Raw genomic sequence first — 16,812 nt, 5'->3', positions numbered from 1 at the left:
ACATATGATGAAACACCACATAAAACTACAGCTCGAGAACACCATTGAAATCGGAACTATTGAAGAGCGTTTTAGCTCACTGACGTTCACAATGAAAAATGGATTCAGAAAAACTTACACCGACCATGATCTGTATTTATGCCTGGCACAAATCCGACGAGACTTCCCTGAAATAAAATTTCTTTGCAAAGGATCAAAGCTCAATGTATTCCCTTCACGCATGTGCTCTCAGATGGGCAATGGAGCTATTGCTTATGAAATGATACTGGGAAAAGCAGCAACACGTGATCATATTGTTCACATTTTTGACTTTGAAGACCAGAACATCGTCAATGACATTTCCGAACAAATTGAATTCTACCATCAATGGATAAGTTACTTTTGGCCAAAACAAACCAACTCAGAAAACCCAGATCCAGCTTAAACAAGAAAAACTTATTTGGCCCGGAAAAAATCCTGACAGAGAGCCAAATAAGTAATCCAAGGCAAAATCAATATGGCAGATACTCTCGGCATCACGCCCATCTTCGCTAAAGCTAATGTTCGCCCCCAGGTAACACTACCTTTAAATCCGAACGAGACATGAATCGTGAATAGCGTAGAGATTGTGATAATCAAAAATAGCGAGCTTCAATCCGCCGAGCTTCTCTGTGATTCAAAAAACCTGACCATTACTTTCATCATGAAAAATGGATATCGAAAATTATACGTAGGTGATAATTTCTACATTTGCTTTGGGCATATTAGGCAAGATCATAGTGATGTGATCTTCCTGTGCAAAGGAGCAAAAATAAACGTACACCCTTCCAGCATGTCCTCACAGATGTCGCTCGGAGTAAAAGCATATGAACTCACACTAGGTAAGTATGCAACAAGGAATGATCTGGTAAATATTTTTGACTATGAAGAAAACAATCTTACGAACGATCCAGAAGTTCAGAGAGACTTCTTTATGCGCTGGTTTGAATCAGAGATTGAAGAGGATTAACGAGTCAAAAAAAGAGATCAGTGCTAAACACCGAAGCCCAGCTCGACGCTGGGCTCAGTTGAACAGTAAAGAGTCTGACTTAGCCGCCCGAACTACCGGTTTTACCCGCACCGCCTCCACTCCCCCCAGAACCACCTGATTCTCCAGACCCATTTCCAGAACCACTCCCCATCGAACCTCCCCCACTCACCGACCCGCTTCCCTCCCCCGGGTTGATGCTACTCCCATTCGCACCACCGCCATTTCCACTACCAATGCTGTCCGCTGGCAGCACCTTTCCATCCGAGGTACCCGCATTCATTTCCGAATAAGGCGGCATCCCGCCCTTGTCGACCGGCGCATCGCGACCGGTAGATTCAGCAAACGCCGTCATTGAACTGATCGACAATAAGCCGACCATCGTCAGCACCTTCCATTTTGACCTGATCATGGTGCGTCTCCTTTAAAGAGTGCGTTACCTGATCTCTGGCAGTGATCGCTTTTAAAAGGTGTCGCTCAATCGACAATCTGCGATGCACCACCACACAGGTTTCAGCTCGGTTCGCCCGAGGCGTCATCACCGGCAATGTCCGGGTCGTCCGGATCGGCCTCCACATCACCGCGTTTTACATCATCGTCCGGCACTTGCTCCACAGCGGTGTCGTCATCGTCGGGTGGGCGCTGATCGCGACTCAGGGGGTTGGTGGGCGAAGGCAGCGGGTATTCGGGGGTATCGTCGATATCGGAGTCTTTCGGATCAGCTTTCATAACGCACCTCTCAATGGACCTGAAAAGCAGATCCTGATATTTCGAGGACAACTCAATAGACGCGGTTCGATCAGAAGGACGATTGGTCGTCCCGCCCCCGAAGCCCGATCACTCGTCGTCTTCCTCGTCATACTCATCATTCTCCAGGTTGCCCACATCGCCCGCGTCATCGGCATCGTTGAGCGGCACCGTGGCGTCGTCCATCAGAGACCCCGGATCTTCGTTGCCGGGATCGTTGATCGGGCCTTCTTCTTCCTTGTCTTCGGTTTCCGGAGTCATTGCATGCCTCACAACGTTCAGGATGTCTATAAAGTTCGAAAGGTCCTACGGCCAATCGTTCCAGCGTCCTATCGACAGAAACGAAAAACCCGGCACTCGGCCGGGTTTTACTTTAACTCGATATCGAGTTAGCGATGCTTGTACTTATTTTTATGCTTGTGTTTGTAGTAGCCGCCACCGGAATGCGAACTGCCGCGGTCATCACCCATGCTGCTGCCCACCGCGCCACCGGCTGCGCCGCCCACGCCTGCGCCAATAGCCGAACCAGTGGAGCCGCCCAGGCTGTTGCCGATCACCGAACCGCCCGCCGCGCCGAGACCACCGCCGACGGCCGCTTCTGTGCGACTGCCCTTACGCGCGCCGACTGCACTGCCTGCCGCACCGCCGACGCCTGCGCCCACCGCAGCCCCGGTGCTGCCGCCCAGTTGCCCGCCAACCACGTTACCCAACACACCGCCAAGACCACCACCGACTGCAGCGTCGCCGTTGCCGGCGGCCATTGCGCCTTGAGCGATTAAAAGTCCTAAAACCACCGTGGACAAAGTCATACGCATGATATGAACCTCTAATTTCCGCATTGGGGGAAGAACATGCCGCGGATAGGCATCAGCCTGCATCTGAGTCTGTTGTACAGCAAACCAATACCGACTGTATGAGATTTGAGCCACGGGTCGCAGAAATGTTCCCAAACGAAAAAGCCCGGCATGTTAAGCCGGGCTTTTTCAGCGGATCATTCAGGATCAGTGACGCTTTTTGGACAGGTTGCTGCCTACGCCGCCGCCCAATGCGCCACCCAAGCCGGCGCCGATGGTAGAGCCGTTCTTGCCGCCCAGACTGTTACCGATTATCGAACCGCCCGCCGCGCCAACACCGCCGCCAATGGCCGCTTTGGTGCGGCTGCCTTTACGTGCGGCAACAGCGCTGCCGGCTGCACCCGCTACGCCAGCACCAATCGCTGCGCCGGTGCTGCCACCCATTTTCTGGCCAACCACATTACCCAACGCACCACCCAGACCACCACCGAGCGCGGCCGTGCCGTCGCCGGCAGCCATCGCACCTTGAGCAACCAAAAGGCCCAGAACCAGAGCAGGCAGTGTCAAACGCATAACAAGAACCTCAAAAAAGTGGGAACCGAAAGGCCGGAGATTGAATGCTTTAGCGAAGGGAAAGTCCAGACACAAAACCAGAACAACCTCGCCATTGGCGACGGTTGGACAGCGTTTATGCGAAAGGTTTTATGACAGGCAAAAAAAAGCCCGCTGGGGAGACGGGCCAGGGTACTGCTTTCTAACGGATGAGTTGAGCCTACGTAGGCCGGTGTGAAAAGTTTGTGAAAAAAATACCAGCGCTCGCAAAGTTGTAGGACATTTCTCGGCATTGCCACCGAGCCACCTTTCCTGCCCATCAGAAATAAGAAACCCCGCTCAATGGCGGGGTTCGTGCTGTGATCGGTTTACTTCCTGGAGGGCGCCCCCAGCTTGGGCATAAATTTCGATTTCGGCCCCCGGGTCCTAGGCACTGCAGATTTGATTTTATTGATTTTGATACGGTCTTCGCCGAAGCTCGGCACATAGTCCGTCTGACCACACTGCACGCAATCATTGATTGGAAACTCTGCACCGTCGTCTTCGATATACGGCTCAGCCATATCTTCGCTCCTCTCAAAACGGGTCGATACCGGCAAGCCCTTTTTGCCTGAAAAATATCGACCACCCTGGTTTTTGAGACTAGCCGGTCATTCCCAGACTTGTGGTTCAGATCGTTACATGCCCGACGAATGGCCAGTACCGCGCAGCCTACCTCAGCTTGACCGCCGTCCCGGTCACAAACACCACCACCATCCCACCCTTGCCGGCCGGCATGCTGATCTCATAATCGAGCCCCACCACCGCATCCGCCTGCAGCGCCCGTGCCCGCTCCTTGATCTCGTCGGTCGCCTGAATCCGCGCATCCTTCAACGCCCGCTCCAACGTCTGAGAGCGCCCACCAAAAAAATCCCGCATCCCGGCGAACATGTCACGAATCACGTTAACGCCCTGCACCGACTCGGCGCTGACGATGTCCAGGTACGCGGTGATTTGACGACCTTCGATGGTGTGGGTAGTGGTGGTGATCATGAGATGTCCTTGTTCATAGAAGCGCGCATTATTCCTCGGTAGCCAGATGATGAAAACATCACTACCAAAATCTAAATGCAGCTCTCGCGGCGTCCTTTATGCTCATACTCCCATCCCTTGCACGCCAACCCCACATGCTTGGGTATCAACGCCTTCCCACTGCTGTAGGCGGTAATGGTTCGTCGAGTAAACCCCAATTCAACAGCTGCCGCCGACAACGAAAGATTGTTGCTCGACATCCAGCGTTTGAAATCGCTGGTTGGCATGACCTCTCCGGATTGCTCCAAAGCCAGCCGATGCAACGTCGTAGCGGCGAGTTCGAGATCATCCCCCCATGTCACATCGAATCCCCACTCGCCTACCGCGACTTGGCTGAACAGCGCAAAATCCTGTAGTGGCTTGAGCGCAGGAAAGGTTTTGATGTGTTCGGTGACATCAACAGTATGGCGCTTACCGTTGCTCCACTCGATGTTAAGGGCATGTTTGCCGGCAACTGGTTGCACAGCAGAAATGCGAAGCTTGCTGGTCATGAGTCAGTCCCTCCGGTTTTGCTCGTTCCATACACGCCAAAGATCAGCTGTATGTGTTCTTGCCCAAAGCAGGGCTGCTTTCAAGGCTTTGGTTTCGGCGCCTTTGCCTAAGACAATGAGCCCTTCTATCTGAACCAACGACTCCCCCATCTGGCGTCTGCACATGAAAATGCGGCGGCGCATGGTCGTCGGGGTAGATTTTTACCTTCCAGTTTCGTTCGCTATGAAGGGTAGCCATAGAGCGATGCTAGAGAAATTTTTTCCCTAGCACAACCTATGATTTTTTGGGACGCAGAAACCACAAAACTCCTGACTTCTCTACAGGAGAAGGCCACTGCCGACATATCTATGCCAGCCAGTTGCTGACCACGGGAGTAGGGAACATGATCCGTCAGCGCTATGGGACGTGGATCAACGAGGATGAACCGGATGACATCGGAATGGTGCAATTAGCACTGAAACGGTAGAGGTTCAGCTACCGCTTTCTGATTGGTGCAATAAGGCCCCCAAACCTGGCTTTAGTGTGGTTTTTTTTGAACATAACCGGCGTTACTCGTAACGCGCGGGTCACCCTTTCATGGGCGCTCCGCTCACCAACGAGCCCATAGGCGCCGGGGTCACCTGTTTCTTGCCCAGGACGTAATGCACATACAGATTTCTGTTGTCGTCATTTCCCGTGGCGGTGGTTACCGCCAGCAGTTTCCAGCCTGCGGCTAATAATTCGTTCGCCTTGGCCTGGCCTAATACTTCGATTATTTCAGCCGCTTCATGGATCTGCATGCGTCCTTTCCTCTGCGAATGCCCACGCGGGGCGACCGCTTCAGCTTAGTCCACCCGTCAGCGGGCGGGGGGTTCCTTTCAGGTGGAAAAGTTATTTCAGCTAGGTGCAAAGTTTTCCGGTACCGGCGTTGGCCGCCCCAGCGTTTAGGCTTGGCGGGCTCGATCCCGTTTGGCGCGCTCGCGATAAATGCCGGCTATGCACCACATCACCAGTAGCCAGATGCCGACCAGCATCCAACGCAGGCCGGCGGGCCAATGGCTGACGTCAAAATCCATCCGCATCCCTGTGAACAGGTACAGCACCAAGGCGTACAAGAGCCCATCACGGCACAGTTTCAGCAGCATGGCGGAGTTTCCTTTCAGTGAGACGGTGACAGTCGTCGGTTCCGTGCGTTGAGTGTAGTAAGCGCTGATTTTAGGCAAAGCGATCAACGAGATGAGTCTCGCATCTTTAAGCCAGAAAATGACGCTCCAGTCCCATATCAGTCCCATATGGGCATTTTTCAGACGCCAAAAACCACAAACCCCCGACTTTCTCTAGGAAAATCAGGGGTTTGTGTTTACATAATGTGGCGGTGAAGGAGAGATTCGAACTCTCGATACAGTTTCCTGTATACACACTTTCCAGGCGTGCTCCTTAAGCCACTCGGACACTTCACCGTATCTCGCCAAACTTATTCAGTCTGTCGAGGCGCGCTAATGTAGTCGAAAGCTTTTCTGATGGCAAACATTTTTTTCAGAATTTTCATGCGGTTAACGCGATTGGCGCTTTGTGGGTGCTCAAGGGCATGGCAAACCTGCCAATCTCCGGCTTCGCCTCCCCTTCTATATAGAGGCCAATGCACGATGGGCGGGGCGGACAATGCCTGGAGGGCTGGAAAAGGGTGACTGGCGGGTCAGTCACGGCGCTTTACCTGGCCTACAGCGGTGGGTAACGTCTGCCCTACTTTATTAGAAGGATTGGCGTCATGAGTGAGTTGATTTCCTATCAACTTCTCTTTCCAACACCCATCGCCGCAAGGCAAATTGATTAGGGATTTTCGGGACATTTTCGATCATTTTCCGAATACATCCCCCGACACCGTGGACACTATGTGGACACTTTACTCCCTAATGGCCCCCTCTCTGCGCCGTTCCAGCGCTTACGTCCAGTCAAATGCAGACGCCTCCGGCTCTATAGCGTCTAACATTTCTAAACCCTCCATTAGGATGTTTCCATATGACCGTCTCCCGCGAACGTCTAGCCGACCTGTTGATTGATACTCGAGAAACCCTCGAATGTGAGGTCAAAAACTGGCTTGATTTGCAAGGATCTAACGAGGACAAAGCCACCTTCGCAAAAGCAGTTCTCGCCCTTGCTAACCATGGAGGTGGCTTTATCATTCTTGGGCTTGTTGAAACTGATATCGGCATATTGGAGGCGGGGGAACGGCCAGCCACCCTCGATAGCTATAACCAGGATCTGGTCAACGGTATCGTGCGAAATTATTGCGATCCACCGTTCCACTGTGCGGTGCACATCGTTGCAAACCCTCTTGGCGCCCTATTTCCTGTAGTGCAAGTTCCGGGCGGACATCGTGTTCCTGTAAGAGCACGCCGAGCGGGGCCAAATGGAAACACCGTCCTCCTCAACGCAATCTATGTTCGCAAGCCAGGACCGCGAAGCGAGACGCCTCAAAGCGCTCAGGACTGGGAAGACCTTCTAGCTAGGTGCCTTCGTAATCGACGCGATGAAATGTTCGATCAGATCAGAGATTTGATCTCTGGTGCCGTTCCGCAGGTAGAACGACCACCAGAGCCAGCTCGGCTCGACGAATGGATAAGATCAAACCGTGAACGCTGGAGGCTCCTCACTGAAGCACTTCCTCAAGGCGATGGGCCTCGTATGTCCCATGGACGCTTTTTTATCGCTTACGAAGTAATCGGCGAACGTAGGCAAATTACCCCTGCACGATTCCCCGACATACTTAGAGCGAGCGTTGTTCGACATACAGGCTGGCCACCGTTCTGGTATCCGACACGGCCCGGAATCGCACCTTATCCAATAGATGGCGCTGTCGAGTGCTGGTTTGGAAATGATCGCGAAGCTGGTTATCGAGATCCTTCGCACTCTGATTTCTGGCGCATCCACCCTGATGGCTTAGCTTTTCTCCTTCGAGGCTATCAGGAAGATGATGCGAACGCGCAACGGCTGGGACACACTCCAGTTCCACCCGCAACAATTTTCGACATCACCCTGCCAGTCTGGAGGATTGGCGAAGCGCTGCTCCAAGCCCGGTGTCTCGCAGCTAATCTCTTTGAGGGGCCAACAACGATCAAGTTCGTTGCCACCTATGAAGGGCTGGCCGGTCGATCATTGGTAAGCATGGATGGCCGTCGCCACATGTGGGATGGCCGTGTCTCGCGTCAGGATACGATCACATTGAGTACGCATATTGATGCCCAGACGATAGATGCAAATTTACCGGAGATCGTTCACCCTCTTTTATCACCGCTGTACGCACTATTCGATTTCTTTGAGTTACCAATGCAATTAGTAGTAGATGAACTTGCCCGCATGCGGGACGGAAATTTCTGATCGCCCCTCACGTGCCATTCAAATGCTCCCCTAGGTCGAATGTAGTCATTCGACCTGGCATCCAATTACCCCTCCCCTCGCCCCTATCTCAGCACCGTCTATGAGGGCCATTGATAGCGCTCTCCATTGTCACGAATTGAAATGGAGTAATACGCGGAAAAGCCCAAGGCATCAGCTATTGCGCCTCATGGGACATCATCACAGAGACATCCTCACGTAGGCTGATGTGAGCCGATCAGAACTCGAAAAATCCCAAAATAGCCCGTTTCATAAGCTAAAGCCCTTTTAAACCGGGCATTCGCGATCTGCAACCTGAACCCGCGCGCCCATAAAGCAGGGGAAGAAATTCTTCATTTCTTTGCAAAACCTCACACTCAGTGAAATAGCCAACCATCTTGCTAAGCCCCACAGCGTGCCTGGGCTACAGGTTCGTTTGCACTACATCTTAATTTGCATAAAAAATGGACGCAAAGCCCGTCGGCGGGAGGGGGATAAGTGCTTTTTCAGGATGTTTTTTTGTAGTGTCGGATTTTTCCACAGATACAAGCTGACATATGCGTTGAAAGCCTTCTACGACGATCAAACGCAGCTGGCGCAGGGGAAGTGTGTGGCGTTAAAGCGGATATAGGGAGGGATTACGAGAAGTCGACGATGGTTGGGAATTTTGCGCCTACTACTCACCATCATCTTGAGAGTTAAGATAATTCGCGATTATGTCTCCGTGACAGGGAGCCGGCTTACAGTGACAGCCCAACGTTTTACCTCTAAGTTTTTCAATGTTCTCATCGAATTTTTCGGGCAGTTTTAAGAACCTCCTTTCGAAGTCATAGGCAAATTTAGCAATAACTTCATCGCGAGCACCTTCTTTTCCCATTTGATATGGGTTACCCCAAAGCGTCCCCCGCCCTATATATATATCATAACTATCCCCCAAATCTTTATTAGAAACTTTTGTGATTTTCAAGTTTACTTTCCGGATAGGAACCTTCCTATCCAGCAACTCATTAAATAACTCAAAAAAGCAATTCCTTTCTTCGTCCTGAAAAAGAACTGCATGTGTTGCATTTTGGAGTAGCTCGGATTTTACAGCGTAGTTTGTAATCAATAGATTATTTGCTTGTGCAAATTTTTCTATAAACCCATTTTCATCGGACATGCAAATCAGCTCTACTTTCTCAAGAGAGCTGATAAGTTTAGCGACTTTCCTTTCAAATTTTTGGTAAGAAAGGAAGTCGCCAGGGTATGCAATTAAAATCTTTGCATTCATGCTTATATCAAATCTTTAACAATGGCATCAGGTTCACTCCACGCTGCTTTCAGATAGTTCGCCACCAGTCGTCTATGGCATTGATGCGGAAGGTGTTCACTGCAAAGCAAGCAACCATCATCAATGATTTCTCGCTTGATGTGCTTTTCTACATTTCTCTTCGCCATCAAGTTAAGAAACTTATCCTCATATTCCTGCCAAGAAATTTCCTTTTTTTGATAAGGCGACAAAATTTCTTTTGTAGGTGCCAAATCAGGCAGGTGAACATAGTCGACATCACACAGTTCTTTAAGAAAGTACTTCAAGTCATCTTTTTTTGCGAAACCAGAGAGCTGAGAGACATTATTCAAACGAACGTCAACAATTCTCTTTGTTCCGGATATCTTTACTAGCGAGAAAAATCTTTCAGCTTTTTTCTCAGTGAATCCTATTGTAAATATTTTCATACTTTGCACCTAAAATACTGCTGCAATCAACTTGTAAGCATATCCGTCCCATGTTTCCCCTAGGCTCACGGTAAAATAGCTTATGTTGTCGGGGTTATACACTCCGTTGCCAAGCCCTTTATAGTGTTGCTCGATTGCGGGATCTGTGACTTTAAGTGAATAGCTTTGGCGATTATAGGTAAACGTAGCTCTAACACTACGTTTGGCGTCTCCAAATGCAGCTCCCTCCGCAGAAACCTTAATACTCACGTTACTGGGTTCAATCAAAAAAAGCGTTTGGCGTGGGGCAGCCAAAAGATTTTCGGGTACGCGGTCATTTGATCCAGAGTAGCTGCTGTGACCATTTTCCCAAAGACTGGCTGGTGTATCGATGAGCACAGCGAGGTCAGCTATGGTTACCGCTCCCTTTTTCTCCCAATAAATATTGTCGTCAATGATGTGATTCTCTCTTTGAAACGACGGGGGTTGTGGTGCAGTGAACGTTATATCGATGAGATCCAGGTGCTGAGCGGAGGTTCCGTCGTCGTAACCACGATCACGCTCAGTTATTTCCCTGCTCGCACTGGTTCCGACCGGGCGAACCCACATTCCTTGGTTTTCACCAGTGGTGATTTTTCCTGCGATGCAGCGGCCGCTGTGTTTGCGGGAGTTTGCCAAGCAGACAATTTCGAAATCGTAAGACATCGTGTAATCCTCTTCCATGATGGCGATATGCCTTTTGCATCGTCCACTTTGGTTTATCCGAAAACAAGCACTTTCCCTTAGGAAGAGGCTACCAGCAGTCGGCTCGGCCCTGCAGATCGGATCGTATACCGATATACTGGTTATGTATACAGTATTGGGGTGCAGGGGTGTCGTATGAACAAAAACTCCGTGGAGTTTGTTGCTAACGCAAAATCCTCAGCTTTAGCGCATTGGCAGTCGATGCTGCGTGACGATGCTACTTTGCTAGCTAGGCCGGGAGCGCATCATAAGGCTTTGCTCAGAAACGCCCACGAGCTACACATCAATCAGATGATCAATGCGGACGATCTTGGTGAATTGTTGGAATTGGCGGACGCGGCGTTAGCCTTTGCGGTCGAATCGCTACTCGATATTGATGCTAGCGAGTAGGCGGCTTCCATGCATTTACTGGTCACACCAATGCGAGTTCGCGGTGTAGCGCTGGATGCCAAGGAGCGGCGCCGGTACCCGGCGATCCGAGGCAATGTCATGGTGAACTCAGCAGTCAGTGCTGACCTTGGACGCAGTACCAATATCGCCCGCGTTGAAGTGGGTTTGCCTCTCGATCCCGACCCGTTGCCACAGCTGTTGGACGCAACGCTGGCAGGGATGGCGGTGACAGGCTTTGTCCTGAGCGGCATCGAGTACATCGACGGTTGCGCGTATGCACAATCCTGGTGGTGCCGTATGGAATAGATGAGTATCTGTTGCCGGAGACGAGAGCAGGGGCCGAAGGCCCCTGCTGCTGCGATTACACCTGCTGAATAAACCTGATCAAGCGGATGGCCCAATAGGCGGCCTGAAATGCTCGAATCATTTCTTCAGGGATGTATTTGCGGATGAAAGTTTTCATCTGCGAATGCTCCGAAGGTTAGCGGGATCTGCTACGCCAGAAGCAACGTCGCAGACATTTCCCACTCAACGAAGTGATTAAGCTCATCAACAACACCTAACTAACGGTCTAACTTTGCGCTGTAATTAACGCGCTAATTAGCGAATTCGCTAATAGCGCACTGTTGACGGCTTCGTCACTTAGCCATACCCTTTGAAATGCGAGTAACAAAGAAGCATGGCTGTAAGTGGTTGAAGCGAGATTACCACAGGACTTCCCTCGGGAATCAACCTGAAAATATCTGCCCCGAAGCCCGCCATTAGGCGGGCTTCGTCGTATTTATGACCAAGCGCAAGCAGGTGAAATGACACATGTCTCGACAAATGGCGGGGTTGGGTCAATTTGTTAACCGATATCGGTGAATACTTGTAAACACATAGTTGACAGGTATTACTTGCAAAAATCCGACGAACGGCTCTACCACAGGGTAGCGTTTCTACCCCGGCGTGCAAAATTCAATAAGCGCGAATGTAAGGATTCTACAGTTAAGTGTAGAAAGCCAACTTTCACCATGGTTTCGCTATTGTGACGATGTTGTTAGCTCACCTTCTTTCAGTCGTTTGTTAGAGCGTAAATAGGCTTTAGCTTGGTCGCTAGGGCCAAAGCCTGTGCAGCCTTCGCGGTGAAATTGGACGCATCGCTCGGATTCGGAGTTGATCCTGGTACATGCGTATGCGTGGCCAGTTGTGTGTTCATCTGCTGCAGCAAATCAAGCGTGTCGCAAACCACCTTGAATAAATTCACACCCTCGGAGCCAATCCAGCTTTTTGGCGCCTGCATCTGCTGGCTCACACCTGCCACGCTGTTGCGCAAGCCTTGTATCCTCTCCTGCATATTGCCACCCACCGTGGCGTTGTGCTTCTGTCCTACCACCAGGTTTAAGTCCCGGCCGGTGGCCTGTTGCAAATCATCCACCGCCGCCAGGCTCGCGGATCCACCCGACAGCAGCTTGAGCGCGCCCAGGGCTTCGATCTTCTTCACCCCTCCCACCGTCTCGGTCGAATGGTCATCGATCGTCTGTGTGTGGCTCTGGAACTGCTCGCGGTTGTCCAGAGCCTCCACCTCGCGCTCGATCGCCTTGTCCTGGATCCTGCCGTCGGTCTGGCGCAACCAGTTGCCGTCGGCGTCGACGCGCTGCTGTGCGGCCTCGCTGTGCTGCCACACCTGATCGCCTTTCGGCACCTTGGGCATGCTGAGGCCATGGGGCAGGATCGTCTGTATGTAGGGTTTGTTCGGCAGGCCGTAGGCGAAGCACACCACCACTTGGGTGCCCTCTTCCGGAAAAGCATAAATGCCCATTTCCTCGCCACCAGTGGGAAGCGGCAACGGCACGCCGGCGAGCTGCGGCAGTTGCGGATCGGGCTCGCCGTCCGGGCCGAGGACTTCGATGTCCACGGCGTAACGCGGCCGGAAATCGTCGCAGATGCCGGCGCCGGCTGGGGCATCGGCCACGGCAACAACCCGGGCAAAGCGCGGCAGGTGGTAACCACCGGTGAGTTCGGGGAATTGCCGCTCTACGCTGCGGCGGATAGCGTCTTCCATCGGATGGCCATCTGGTTATCGGCAAGGGCCACACTGGTGATGCGCTCGCCGTGGTTGATCGTTGCACCTAGTCGCAACCCGAGAAGGGCCGCGACCATCGCGCTTTGGTTGCCCTGATAGCCGTCGAACAGCTCCACGGAGAACTGAAGCTCTGCACGGGTTACATGGCAAACCTGCCAATCTCCGGCTTCGCCTCCCCTTCTATATAGAGGCCAATGCACGATGGGCGGGGCGGACAATGCCTGGAGAGCCGGAAAAGGGTGACTGGCGGGTCAGTCACGGCGCTTTACCTGGCCTACAGCGGTGGGTAACGTCTGCCTTACTTTATTAGAAGGATTGGCGTCATGAGTGAGTTGATTTCCTACCATCTCGAAGACGGTATCGCGACCCTGACCTTGAGCAATGGCAAGGTCAATGCCATCTCTCCGGACGTGATTGTGGCGTTTAACGCTGCGCTGGATCGGGCGGTAGCGGATCGGGCGGTGGTGATCATTACCGGTCAGCCGGGAATTTTGTCGGGTGGTTATGACTTGAAGGTGATGACCGCCGGCCCTAACGAGGCCATGGCGTTGGTGGCTGCCGGTTCGACCCTGGCTCGTCGCCTGCTGTCGCATCCGTTCCCGGTGGTCGTGGCGTGTCCTGGGCATGCGGTGGCCAAGGGTGCGTTTCTTCTGTTGTCGGCTGACTACCGCATCGGTGTCGATGGCCCGTTCAGCATTGGCCTGAACGAAGTGCAGATCGGCATGACCATGCACCACGCCGGTATCGAACTGGCCCGCGATCGTCTGCGCAAGTCGGCGTTTCATCGCGCGGTGATCAACGCCGAGATGTTCAACCCACAGACTGCCGTGGATGCCGGTTTCCTCGACATGGTGGTGTCGGCCGAAGAGCTGCAAGGCGCGGCGCTGGCGGCGGCTCGTCAGTTGAAGAAGCTCAACATGATCGCCCACAAGAACACCAAGTTGAAAACACGCAAGGCGCTGCTGGAGACGCTGGACAACGCGATCATCCTGGATCAGGAGCACATGGGCTAAGCCCGAACGCGTTGCACCGAAAAGCCCGACCGTCGTGTCGGGCTTTTTCTTGGGTGTCTGGTTTAAAACCTTACAACCGCTCTAGGCCGCATCTGACCCACAAGTCGGAAACATGCGCTCAAAAATCGGCTATCTCCCACTTCTATAGCGGCAATTGCCGAAAACAGTGCACATCCGTACACTGCGCCACCTTTTGTCCCGGTGAGCCTTTAAATGCTGTTTGTGTTTCGTATGTTATTGATGGGCCTGCACTTTATTCTGGCCGGTGTGCTCGGAGTGATTCTCGGGCTGTGCCGTCCGTTCAATCCGGACAACAGCCGTTTGTGCGCCCGTCTATATGCGTGGCCGGCAATGTGTATTTTGCGCTTGCGGGTTAAGGCCGATGTCGGGCCGTTGATGGATAAACCCGACAGCTGCGTGATCATCGCCAACCACCAGTCCAACTACGATCTGTTTGTGTTCGGCAACGTGGTGCCCCGCCGTACCGTGTGCATTGGCAAGAAGAGCCTGAAGTGGGTGCCGCTGTTCGGGCAGTTGTTCTGGCTGGCGGGCAACGTGTTGATCGATCGCGGTAATGCGCACAAGGCACGCCAGTCGATGCTGACCACCACTCACACTTTGCAAAATGAAGACACTTCGATCTGGGTCTTCCCCGAAGGCACCCGCAACTTGGGTGAAGAGCTGCTGCCGTTCAAGAAAGGCGCATTCCAGATGGCGATTGCCGCCGGTGTGCCAATCGTGCCGGTGTGTGTCAGCAGTTACGTCAAACACATGCGATTGAACCGCTGGCGCAGTGGGAAGATTCTGATCCGTTCATTGCCGGCAATTCCTACGGCTGGATTGAGTCTGGATGACATGCCAATGTTGATCGCCCAGTGCCGCGAACAGATGCGTGAGTGCATCGACTCGATGGATCGGCAACTGCAAGCCGCCTGAATGAAACCCGCCCTGTGCGGGTTTTCTTTTGCCTGCGAACTCTACCGATTTTGCTGACTCTCAAGCAGTAGACAAGGTTAAGCTGAAACCTGCCTGGCACCGCCAGTCTTTACCAATAGAAAGCGACCGATAAGAAGTGTGAATCATCATGGGTAGAGTCGTTGCTGCTGCGGTTTACAGCGCTGGTAAGAAAGTCACCAATATCACGCTTGACGAAGGTGCGGCCTGGGCTGCCAAGCCTGGCCACTTTGTGTGGATCGGCCTCGAAGAGCCCAATGCGCAGGAGCTGTTCAACCTGCAACGCCAGTTCAACCTGCACGAATTGGCCATCGAAGACGCCCTGGAAAAACACAGTCGACCGAAGCTGGAAACGTTCGGCGATGCGCTGTTCATCGTCACGTATTCACCGATCCGCCATGAAGGCAAATTGCAGTTCATCGAGACGCATATCTTCGCCGGCAAGGGTTACATCATTACCGCGCGCAATGGTCACTCGGCGTCCTACGCCCATGTCCGACAACGCTGTGAGGCACGTCCGCTGTTGCTGGAGCATGGGGAAGATTTCGTACTCTATGCCATCCTCGATTTCGTGATCGAAAACTACCAGCCGATGGGCGAAGCGATTCATGCCGAGATCGATGAGCTGGAAAGCAATGTCCTCTGCGGTTCGCTGAACGAGCGCGATATCCAGAAACTCCACGGCCTGCGTCGCGATGTATTGCGCTTGCGCCGGTTTGCGGCGCCGATGGTGGAGATCGGTGAGGAACTGCAAAAGCTGAGTTTTCCATTTATCGACAAAAACATGCGCCCGTATTTCCGCGATGTGCAGATTCATGTCACGCGGCAGATGGAAGACCTGACGACCCTGGCGGACATTGCCAGCCAGACCATCGAGGTCGGGGTGTTGCTGGAGGCGTCGCGCCAGAGCGTGGTGCAGCGCAAATTTGCGGCGTGGGCGGCGATTCTGGCGTTTCCGACGGCGATAGCGGGGATTTACGGGATGAACTTCCAGGACATGCCAGAGTTGACTTGGCATTACGGATATTTCGCGGTGCTGGGGTTTATCACCGTTGGATGCGTCGGTTTGTGGGCGAGCTTCAAAAAGTCTGGGTGGTTGTAGTCGGAACCGAGGCGTCTGCAAAATTCGCGGGCAGCCTCGCTCCTACAGGGTTATCCGGAGCGAGGCTTGCCCACGAAGCTTTTAAGGCTTAACCGAGTCAGTCTCAGGCTTGTGCGCCACAAACCGCATCATCCACTCTGCAACGGTAGTGCCGTGATGCTCGTGTTCAAGACTCGCCATACCTTGCGAATAAATCTGCTCGCCCAGCGCCTCCTGGCGGATATCCAGCAGCGCCCGCGAGTAATCGTGAATGAACTCCGGATGCCCCTGGAAGCACAGCACCTGATCGTTGATGTGGTACGCGGCGAACGGGCAGAAATCGCTAGAAGCAATCACTGTAGCGTTTTCCGGCAACGCGGTGACCTGATCCTGGTGGCTGATCAGCAACGTCAGTTCTTCCCTCACCGGGCTCATCCACGGCGCCTTGGCCGCGAGTTTGTATTTGTGGGTGCCGACGCCCCAGCCCTGGGTCGCCCGCTCGCTCTTGCCGCCCAACAGCAGCGCCAACAGTTGATGACCGAAGCACACGCCCAACAGTTTGTCGCCACGTTCGTAGCGCTTGAGCAGATACGTCTTGAGGGTTTGAATCCACGGGTCGGTGCCGAAGGAGTCGGCCTTGCTGCCGGTGACCAGATACGCATCGAAGGTCAGGTCATCGCTGGGATATTCGCCCTGCATCACGTTGTATACGGTGAATTCGGCCGCGATGGGTTGCTGCGAAAACAGACGCTGGAACATCTGCCCGTAACCCTGATATTGATCGACCAGTTCCGGACGCAGGATGTCGGTTTCCAGAATGCAGATGCGTAACGACATAAAAAATACCTGACACA

At 52.9% G+C, this 16,812-nt stretch carries 23 protein-coding genes, 1 tRNA gene and 2 pseudogenes; 9 read left to right on the top strand and 17 right to left on the bottom strand.

The genetic code is table 11. From position 1 onward, the window contains the following. The first annotated feature begins 4 nt into the window (after nt 1-4). Nucleotides 5-424, top strand: coding sequence for a hypothetical protein (locus PSH69_RS09095; protein WP_305411714.1), 420 nt, complete (start codon nt 5-7; stop codon nt 422-424). A gap of 165 nt (nt 425-589) precedes the next feature. Next, a complete protein-coding gene (locus tag PSH69_RS09090; protein ID WP_305411713.1) occupies nt 590-988 on the top strand; it encodes a hypothetical protein in 399 nt (132 codons plus the stop codon). A 79-nt stretch (nt 989-1,067) separates the two neighbouring features. Here the strand turns inward: PSH69_RS09090 and PSH69_RS09085 are convergent, their stop codons facing one another. The 8 genes from PSH69_RS09085 to PSH69_RS09050 form a co-directional block, all read right to left on the bottom strand. Beyond that, entirely contained in the window at nt 1,068-1,418 is a 351-nt protein-coding gene (locus PSH69_RS09085; RefSeq protein ID WP_305411712.1) for a hypothetical protein, read from the bottom strand. Nucleotides 1,419-1,519: 101 nt separating this feature from the next. After that, on the bottom strand, nt 1,520-1,735 hold the full coding sequence (locus tag PSH69_RS09080) for a hypothetical protein (RefSeq protein WP_105339639.1): 216 nt from the start codon (nt 1,733-1,735) through the stop codon (nt 1,520-1,522). 108 nt (nt 1,736-1,843) lie between these two features. Then, nucleotides 1,844-2,014: a hypothetical protein gene (locus PSH69_RS09075; protein WP_007940775.1), complete on the bottom strand. Its 171-nt coding sequence runs from the start codon at nt 2,012-2,014 to the stop codon at nt 1,844-1,846. Nucleotides 2,015-2,142: 128 nt separating this feature from the next. Then, the gene (locus PSH69_RS09070; RefSeq protein ID WP_305411711.1) at nt 2,143-2,568 is read right to left on the bottom strand and encodes a glycine zipper domain-containing protein; all 426 of its coding nucleotides are present in this window, start codon (nt 2,566-2,568) and stop codon (nt 2,143-2,145) included. A gap of 186 nt (nt 2,569-2,754) precedes the next feature. Continuing rightward, nucleotides 2,755-3,120 (bottom strand): glycine zipper domain-containing protein, encoded by a 366-nt coding sequence (locus tag PSH69_RS09065; protein ID WP_019648242.1) that lies wholly within the window; start codon nt 3,118-3,120, stop codon nt 2,755-2,757. A 347-nt stretch (nt 3,121-3,467) separates the two neighbouring features. After that, a complete protein-coding gene (locus tag PSH69_RS09060; protein ID WP_007940781.1) occupies nt 3,468-3,662 on the bottom strand; it encodes a hypothetical protein in 195 nt (64 codons plus the stop codon). A gap of 148 nt (nt 3,663-3,810) precedes the next feature. Further along, nucleotides 3,811-4,131: a YbjQ family protein gene (locus PSH69_RS09055; RefSeq protein WP_105339643.1), complete on the bottom strand. Its 321-nt coding sequence runs from the start codon at nt 4,129-4,131 to the stop codon at nt 3,811-3,813. A gap of 71 nt (nt 4,132-4,202) precedes the next feature. Next, nucleotides 4,203-4,661 carry a DUF2442 domain-containing protein gene (locus PSH69_RS09050; RefSeq protein WP_305411710.1) on the bottom strand — a complete coding sequence of 153 codons (459 nt, stop codon included), beginning with the start codon at nt 4,659-4,661 and terminating at the stop codon, nt 4,203-4,205. Nucleotides 4,662-4,984: 323 nt separating this feature from the next. Between PSH69_RS09050 and PSH69_RS09045 the strand changes: the two are divergent. Continuing rightward, nucleotides 4,985-5,128 (top strand): annotated as a pseudogene (locus PSH69_RS09045) (site-specific integrase); the annotation flags it as partial. Nucleotides 5,129-5,228: 100 nt separating this feature from the next. Here the strand turns inward: PSH69_RS09045 and PSH69_RS09040 are convergent. The 3 genes from PSH69_RS09040 to PSH69_RS09030 all read right to left on the bottom strand — a co-directional run bounded on the left by PSH69_RS09040 (nt 5,229) and on the right by PSH69_RS09030 (nt 6,101). Continuing rightward, nucleotides 5,229-5,441: a hypothetical protein gene (locus tag PSH69_RS09040; protein ID WP_305411709.1), complete on the bottom strand. Its 213-nt coding sequence runs from the start codon at nt 5,439-5,441 to the stop codon at nt 5,229-5,231. Nucleotides 5,442-5,585: 144 nt separating this feature from the next. After that, nucleotides 5,586-5,786: a hypothetical protein gene (locus tag PSH69_RS09035; protein WP_305411708.1), complete on the bottom strand. Its 201-nt coding sequence runs from the start codon at nt 5,784-5,786 to the stop codon at nt 5,586-5,588. A gap of 225 nt (nt 5,787-6,011) precedes the next feature. Beyond that, a tRNA-Ser gene (locus PSH69_RS09030) sits at nt 6,012-6,101 on the bottom strand. A 559-nt stretch (nt 6,102-6,660) separates the two neighbouring features. Between PSH69_RS09030 and PSH69_RS09025 the strand changes: the two genes are divergently transcribed. Further along, on the top strand, nt 6,661-8,019 hold the full coding sequence (locus tag PSH69_RS09025) for a helix-turn-helix domain-containing protein (protein ID WP_305411707.1): 1,359 nt from the start codon (nt 6,661-6,663) through the stop codon (nt 8,017-8,019). A 673-nt stretch (nt 8,020-8,692) separates the two neighbouring features. On the opposite strand, the gene PSH69_RS09020 is transcribed toward PSH69_RS09025, so the two are convergent. Genes PSH69_RS09020 through PSH69_RS09010 form a run of 3 tightly spaced genes read right to left on the bottom strand, consistent with a single transcriptional unit; the run spans nt 8,693 to nt 10,416 of the window. After that, on the bottom strand, nt 8,693-9,286 hold the full coding sequence (locus PSH69_RS09020; protein WP_305411706.1) for a DUF4326 domain-containing protein: 594 nt from the start codon (nt 9,284-9,286) through the stop codon (nt 8,693-8,695). 2 nt (nt 9,287-9,288) lie between these two features. Next, nucleotides 9,289-9,732 (bottom strand): DUF488 family protein, encoded by a 444-nt coding sequence (locus tag PSH69_RS09015; protein ID WP_305411705.1) that lies wholly within the window; start codon nt 9,730-9,732, stop codon nt 9,289-9,291. A gap of 9 nt (nt 9,733-9,741) precedes the next feature. Beyond that, on the bottom strand, nt 9,742-10,416 hold the full coding sequence (locus tag PSH69_RS09010; protein ID WP_305411704.1) for a hypothetical protein: 675 nt from the start codon (nt 10,414-10,416) through the stop codon (nt 9,742-9,744). A gap of 174 nt (nt 10,417-10,590) precedes the next feature. Between PSH69_RS09010 and PSH69_RS09005 the strand changes: the two genes are divergently transcribed. After that, nucleotides 10,591-10,845, top strand: a complete 255-nt coding sequence (locus tag PSH69_RS09005; protein WP_305411703.1) for a hypothetical protein — start codon at nt 10,591-10,593, stop codon at nt 10,843-10,845. A 9-nt stretch (nt 10,846-10,854) separates the two neighbouring features. Then, nucleotides 10,855-11,151, top strand: a complete 297-nt coding sequence (locus PSH69_RS09000; RefSeq protein ID WP_305411702.1) for a hypothetical protein — start codon at nt 10,855-10,857, stop codon at nt 11,149-11,151. 748 nt (nt 11,152-11,899) lie between these two features. On the opposite strand, the gene PSH69_RS08995 is transcribed toward PSH69_RS09000, so the two are convergent. Beyond that, entirely contained in the window at nt 11,900-12,889 is a 990-nt protein-coding gene (locus PSH69_RS08995) for a hypothetical protein (RefSeq protein WP_305411701.1), read from the bottom strand. After that, nucleotides 12,862-13,047 (bottom strand): annotated as a pseudogene (locus tag PSH69_RS08990) (hypothetical protein); the annotation flags it as partial. The pseudogene PSH69_RS08990 and the gene PSH69_RS08995, both read right to left, overlap by 28 nt. A 186-nt stretch (nt 13,048-13,233) precedes the next feature. Here PSH69_RS08990 and PSH69_RS08985 point away from each other — a divergent pair. The 3 genes from PSH69_RS08985 (at nt 13,234) to PSH69_RS08975 (ending at nt 15,979) form a co-directional block, all read left to right on the top strand. Next, nucleotides 13,234-13,923: a crotonase/enoyl-CoA hydratase family protein gene (locus tag PSH69_RS08985; protein WP_305411700.1), complete on the top strand. Its 690-nt coding sequence runs from the start codon at nt 13,234-13,236 to the stop codon at nt 13,921-13,923. A gap of 213 nt (nt 13,924-14,136) precedes the next feature. Beyond that, nucleotides 14,137-14,859 (top strand): 1-acylglycerol-3-phosphate O-acyltransferase, encoded by a 723-nt coding sequence (locus PSH69_RS08980; RefSeq protein ID WP_018925219.1) that lies wholly within the window; start codon nt 14,137-14,139, stop codon nt 14,857-14,859. A 148-nt stretch (nt 14,860-15,007) separates the two neighbouring features. Continuing rightward, nucleotides 15,008-15,979, top strand: a complete 972-nt coding sequence (locus tag PSH69_RS08975; RefSeq protein WP_019579723.1) for a magnesium and cobalt transport protein CorA — start codon at nt 15,008-15,010, stop codon at nt 15,977-15,979. An 81-nt stretch (nt 15,980-16,060) separates the two neighbouring features. Here the strand turns inward: PSH69_RS08975 and PSH69_RS08970 are convergent, their stop codons facing one another. Beyond that, nucleotides 16,061-16,795: an amidotransferase gene (locus PSH69_RS08970; RefSeq protein ID WP_305411699.1), complete on the bottom strand. Its 735-nt coding sequence runs from the start codon at nt 16,793-16,795 to the stop codon at nt 16,061-16,063. Nucleotides 16,796-16,812 lie beyond the last annotated feature (17 nt).

This window comes from Pseudomonas sp. FP1740, from assembly GCF_030687165.1.
In the GTDB taxonomy this organism is placed as follows: domain Bacteria; phylum Pseudomonadota; class Gammaproteobacteria; order Pseudomonadales; family Pseudomonadaceae; genus Aquipseudomonas.
This window is presented reverse-complemented; position numbering and strand designations above follow the sequence as displayed.

Bases quoted from the DNA above. Each gene is read 5' to 3' on its own strand.
- PSH69_RS09095 (WP_305411714.1), top strand. From the start codon at position 5: ATGATGAAACACCACATAAAACTACAGCTCGAGAACACCATTGAAATC.
- PSH69_RS09085 (WP_305411712.1), bottom strand. From the start codon at position 1,418: ATGATCAGGTCAAAATGGAAGGTGCTGACGATGGTCGGCTTATTGTCG.
- PSH69_RS09080 (WP_105339639.1), bottom strand. From the start codon at position 1,735: ATGAAAGCTGATCCGAAAGACTCCGATATCGACGATACCCCCGAATAC.
- PSH69_RS09075 (WP_007940775.1), bottom strand. From the start codon at position 2,014: ATGACTCCGGAAACCGAAGACAAGGAAGAAGAAGGCCCGATCAACGAT.
- PSH69_RS09070 (WP_305411711.1), bottom strand. From the start codon at position 2,568: ATGCGTATGACTTTGTCCACGGTGGTTTTAGGACTTTTAATCGCTCAA.
- PSH69_RS09065 (WP_019648242.1), bottom strand. From the start codon at position 3,120: ATGCGTTTGACACTGCCTGCTCTGGTTCTGGGCCTTTTGGTTGCTCAA.
- PSH69_RS09060 (WP_007940781.1), bottom strand. From the start codon at position 3,662: ATGGCTGAGCCGTATATCGAAGACGACGGTGCAGAGTTTCCAATCAAT.
- PSH69_RS09055 (WP_105339643.1), bottom strand. From the start codon at position 4,131: ATGATCACCACCACTACCCACACCATCGAAGGTCGTCAAATCACCGCG.
- PSH69_RS09050 (WP_305411710.1), bottom strand. From the start codon at position 4,661: ATGACCAGCAAGCTTCGCATTTCTGCTGTGCAACCAGTTGCCGGCAAA.
- PSH69_RS09040 (WP_305411709.1), bottom strand. From the start codon at position 5,441: ATGCAGATCCATGAAGCGGCTGAAATAATCGAAGTATTAGGCCAGGCC.
- PSH69_RS09035 (WP_305411708.1), bottom strand. From the start codon at position 5,786: ATGCTGCTGAAACTGTGCCGTGATGGGCTCTTGTACGCCTTGGTGCTG.
- PSH69_RS09025 (WP_305411707.1), top strand. From the start codon at position 6,661: ATGACCGTCTCCCGCGAACGTCTAGCCGACCTGTTGATTGATACTCGA.
- PSH69_RS09020 (WP_305411706.1), bottom strand. From the start codon at position 9,286: ATGAATGCAAAGATTTTAATTGCATACCCTGGCGACTTCCTTTCTTAC.
- PSH69_RS09015 (WP_305411705.1), bottom strand. From the start codon at position 9,732: ATGAAAATATTTACAATAGGATTCACTGAGAAAAAAGCTGAAAGATTT.
- PSH69_RS09010 (WP_305411704.1), bottom strand. From the start codon at position 10,416: ATGTCTTACGATTTCGAAATTGTCTGCTTGGCAAACTCCCGCAAACAC.
- PSH69_RS09005 (WP_305411703.1), top strand. From the start codon at position 10,591: ATGAACAAAAACTCCGTGGAGTTTGTTGCTAACGCAAAATCCTCAGCT.
- PSH69_RS09000 (WP_305411702.1), top strand. From the start codon at position 10,855: ATGCATTTACTGGTCACACCAATGCGAGTTCGCGGTGTAGCGCTGGAT.
- PSH69_RS08995 (WP_305411701.1), bottom strand. From the start codon at position 12,889: ATGGAAGACGCTATCCGCCGCAGCGTAGAGCGGCAATTCCCCGAACTC.
- PSH69_RS08985 (WP_305411700.1), top strand. From the start codon at position 13,234: ATGAGTGAGTTGATTTCCTACCATCTCGAAGACGGTATCGCGACCCTG.
- PSH69_RS08980 (WP_018925219.1), top strand. From the start codon at position 14,137: ATGCTGTTTGTGTTTCGTATGTTATTGATGGGCCTGCACTTTATTCTG.
- PSH69_RS08975 (WP_019579723.1), top strand. From the start codon at position 15,008: ATGGGTAGAGTCGTTGCTGCTGCGGTTTACAGCGCTGGTAAGAAAGTC.
- PSH69_RS08970 (WP_305411699.1), bottom strand. From the start codon at position 16,795: ATGTCGTTACGCATCTGCATTCTGGAAACCGACATCCTGCGTCCGGAA.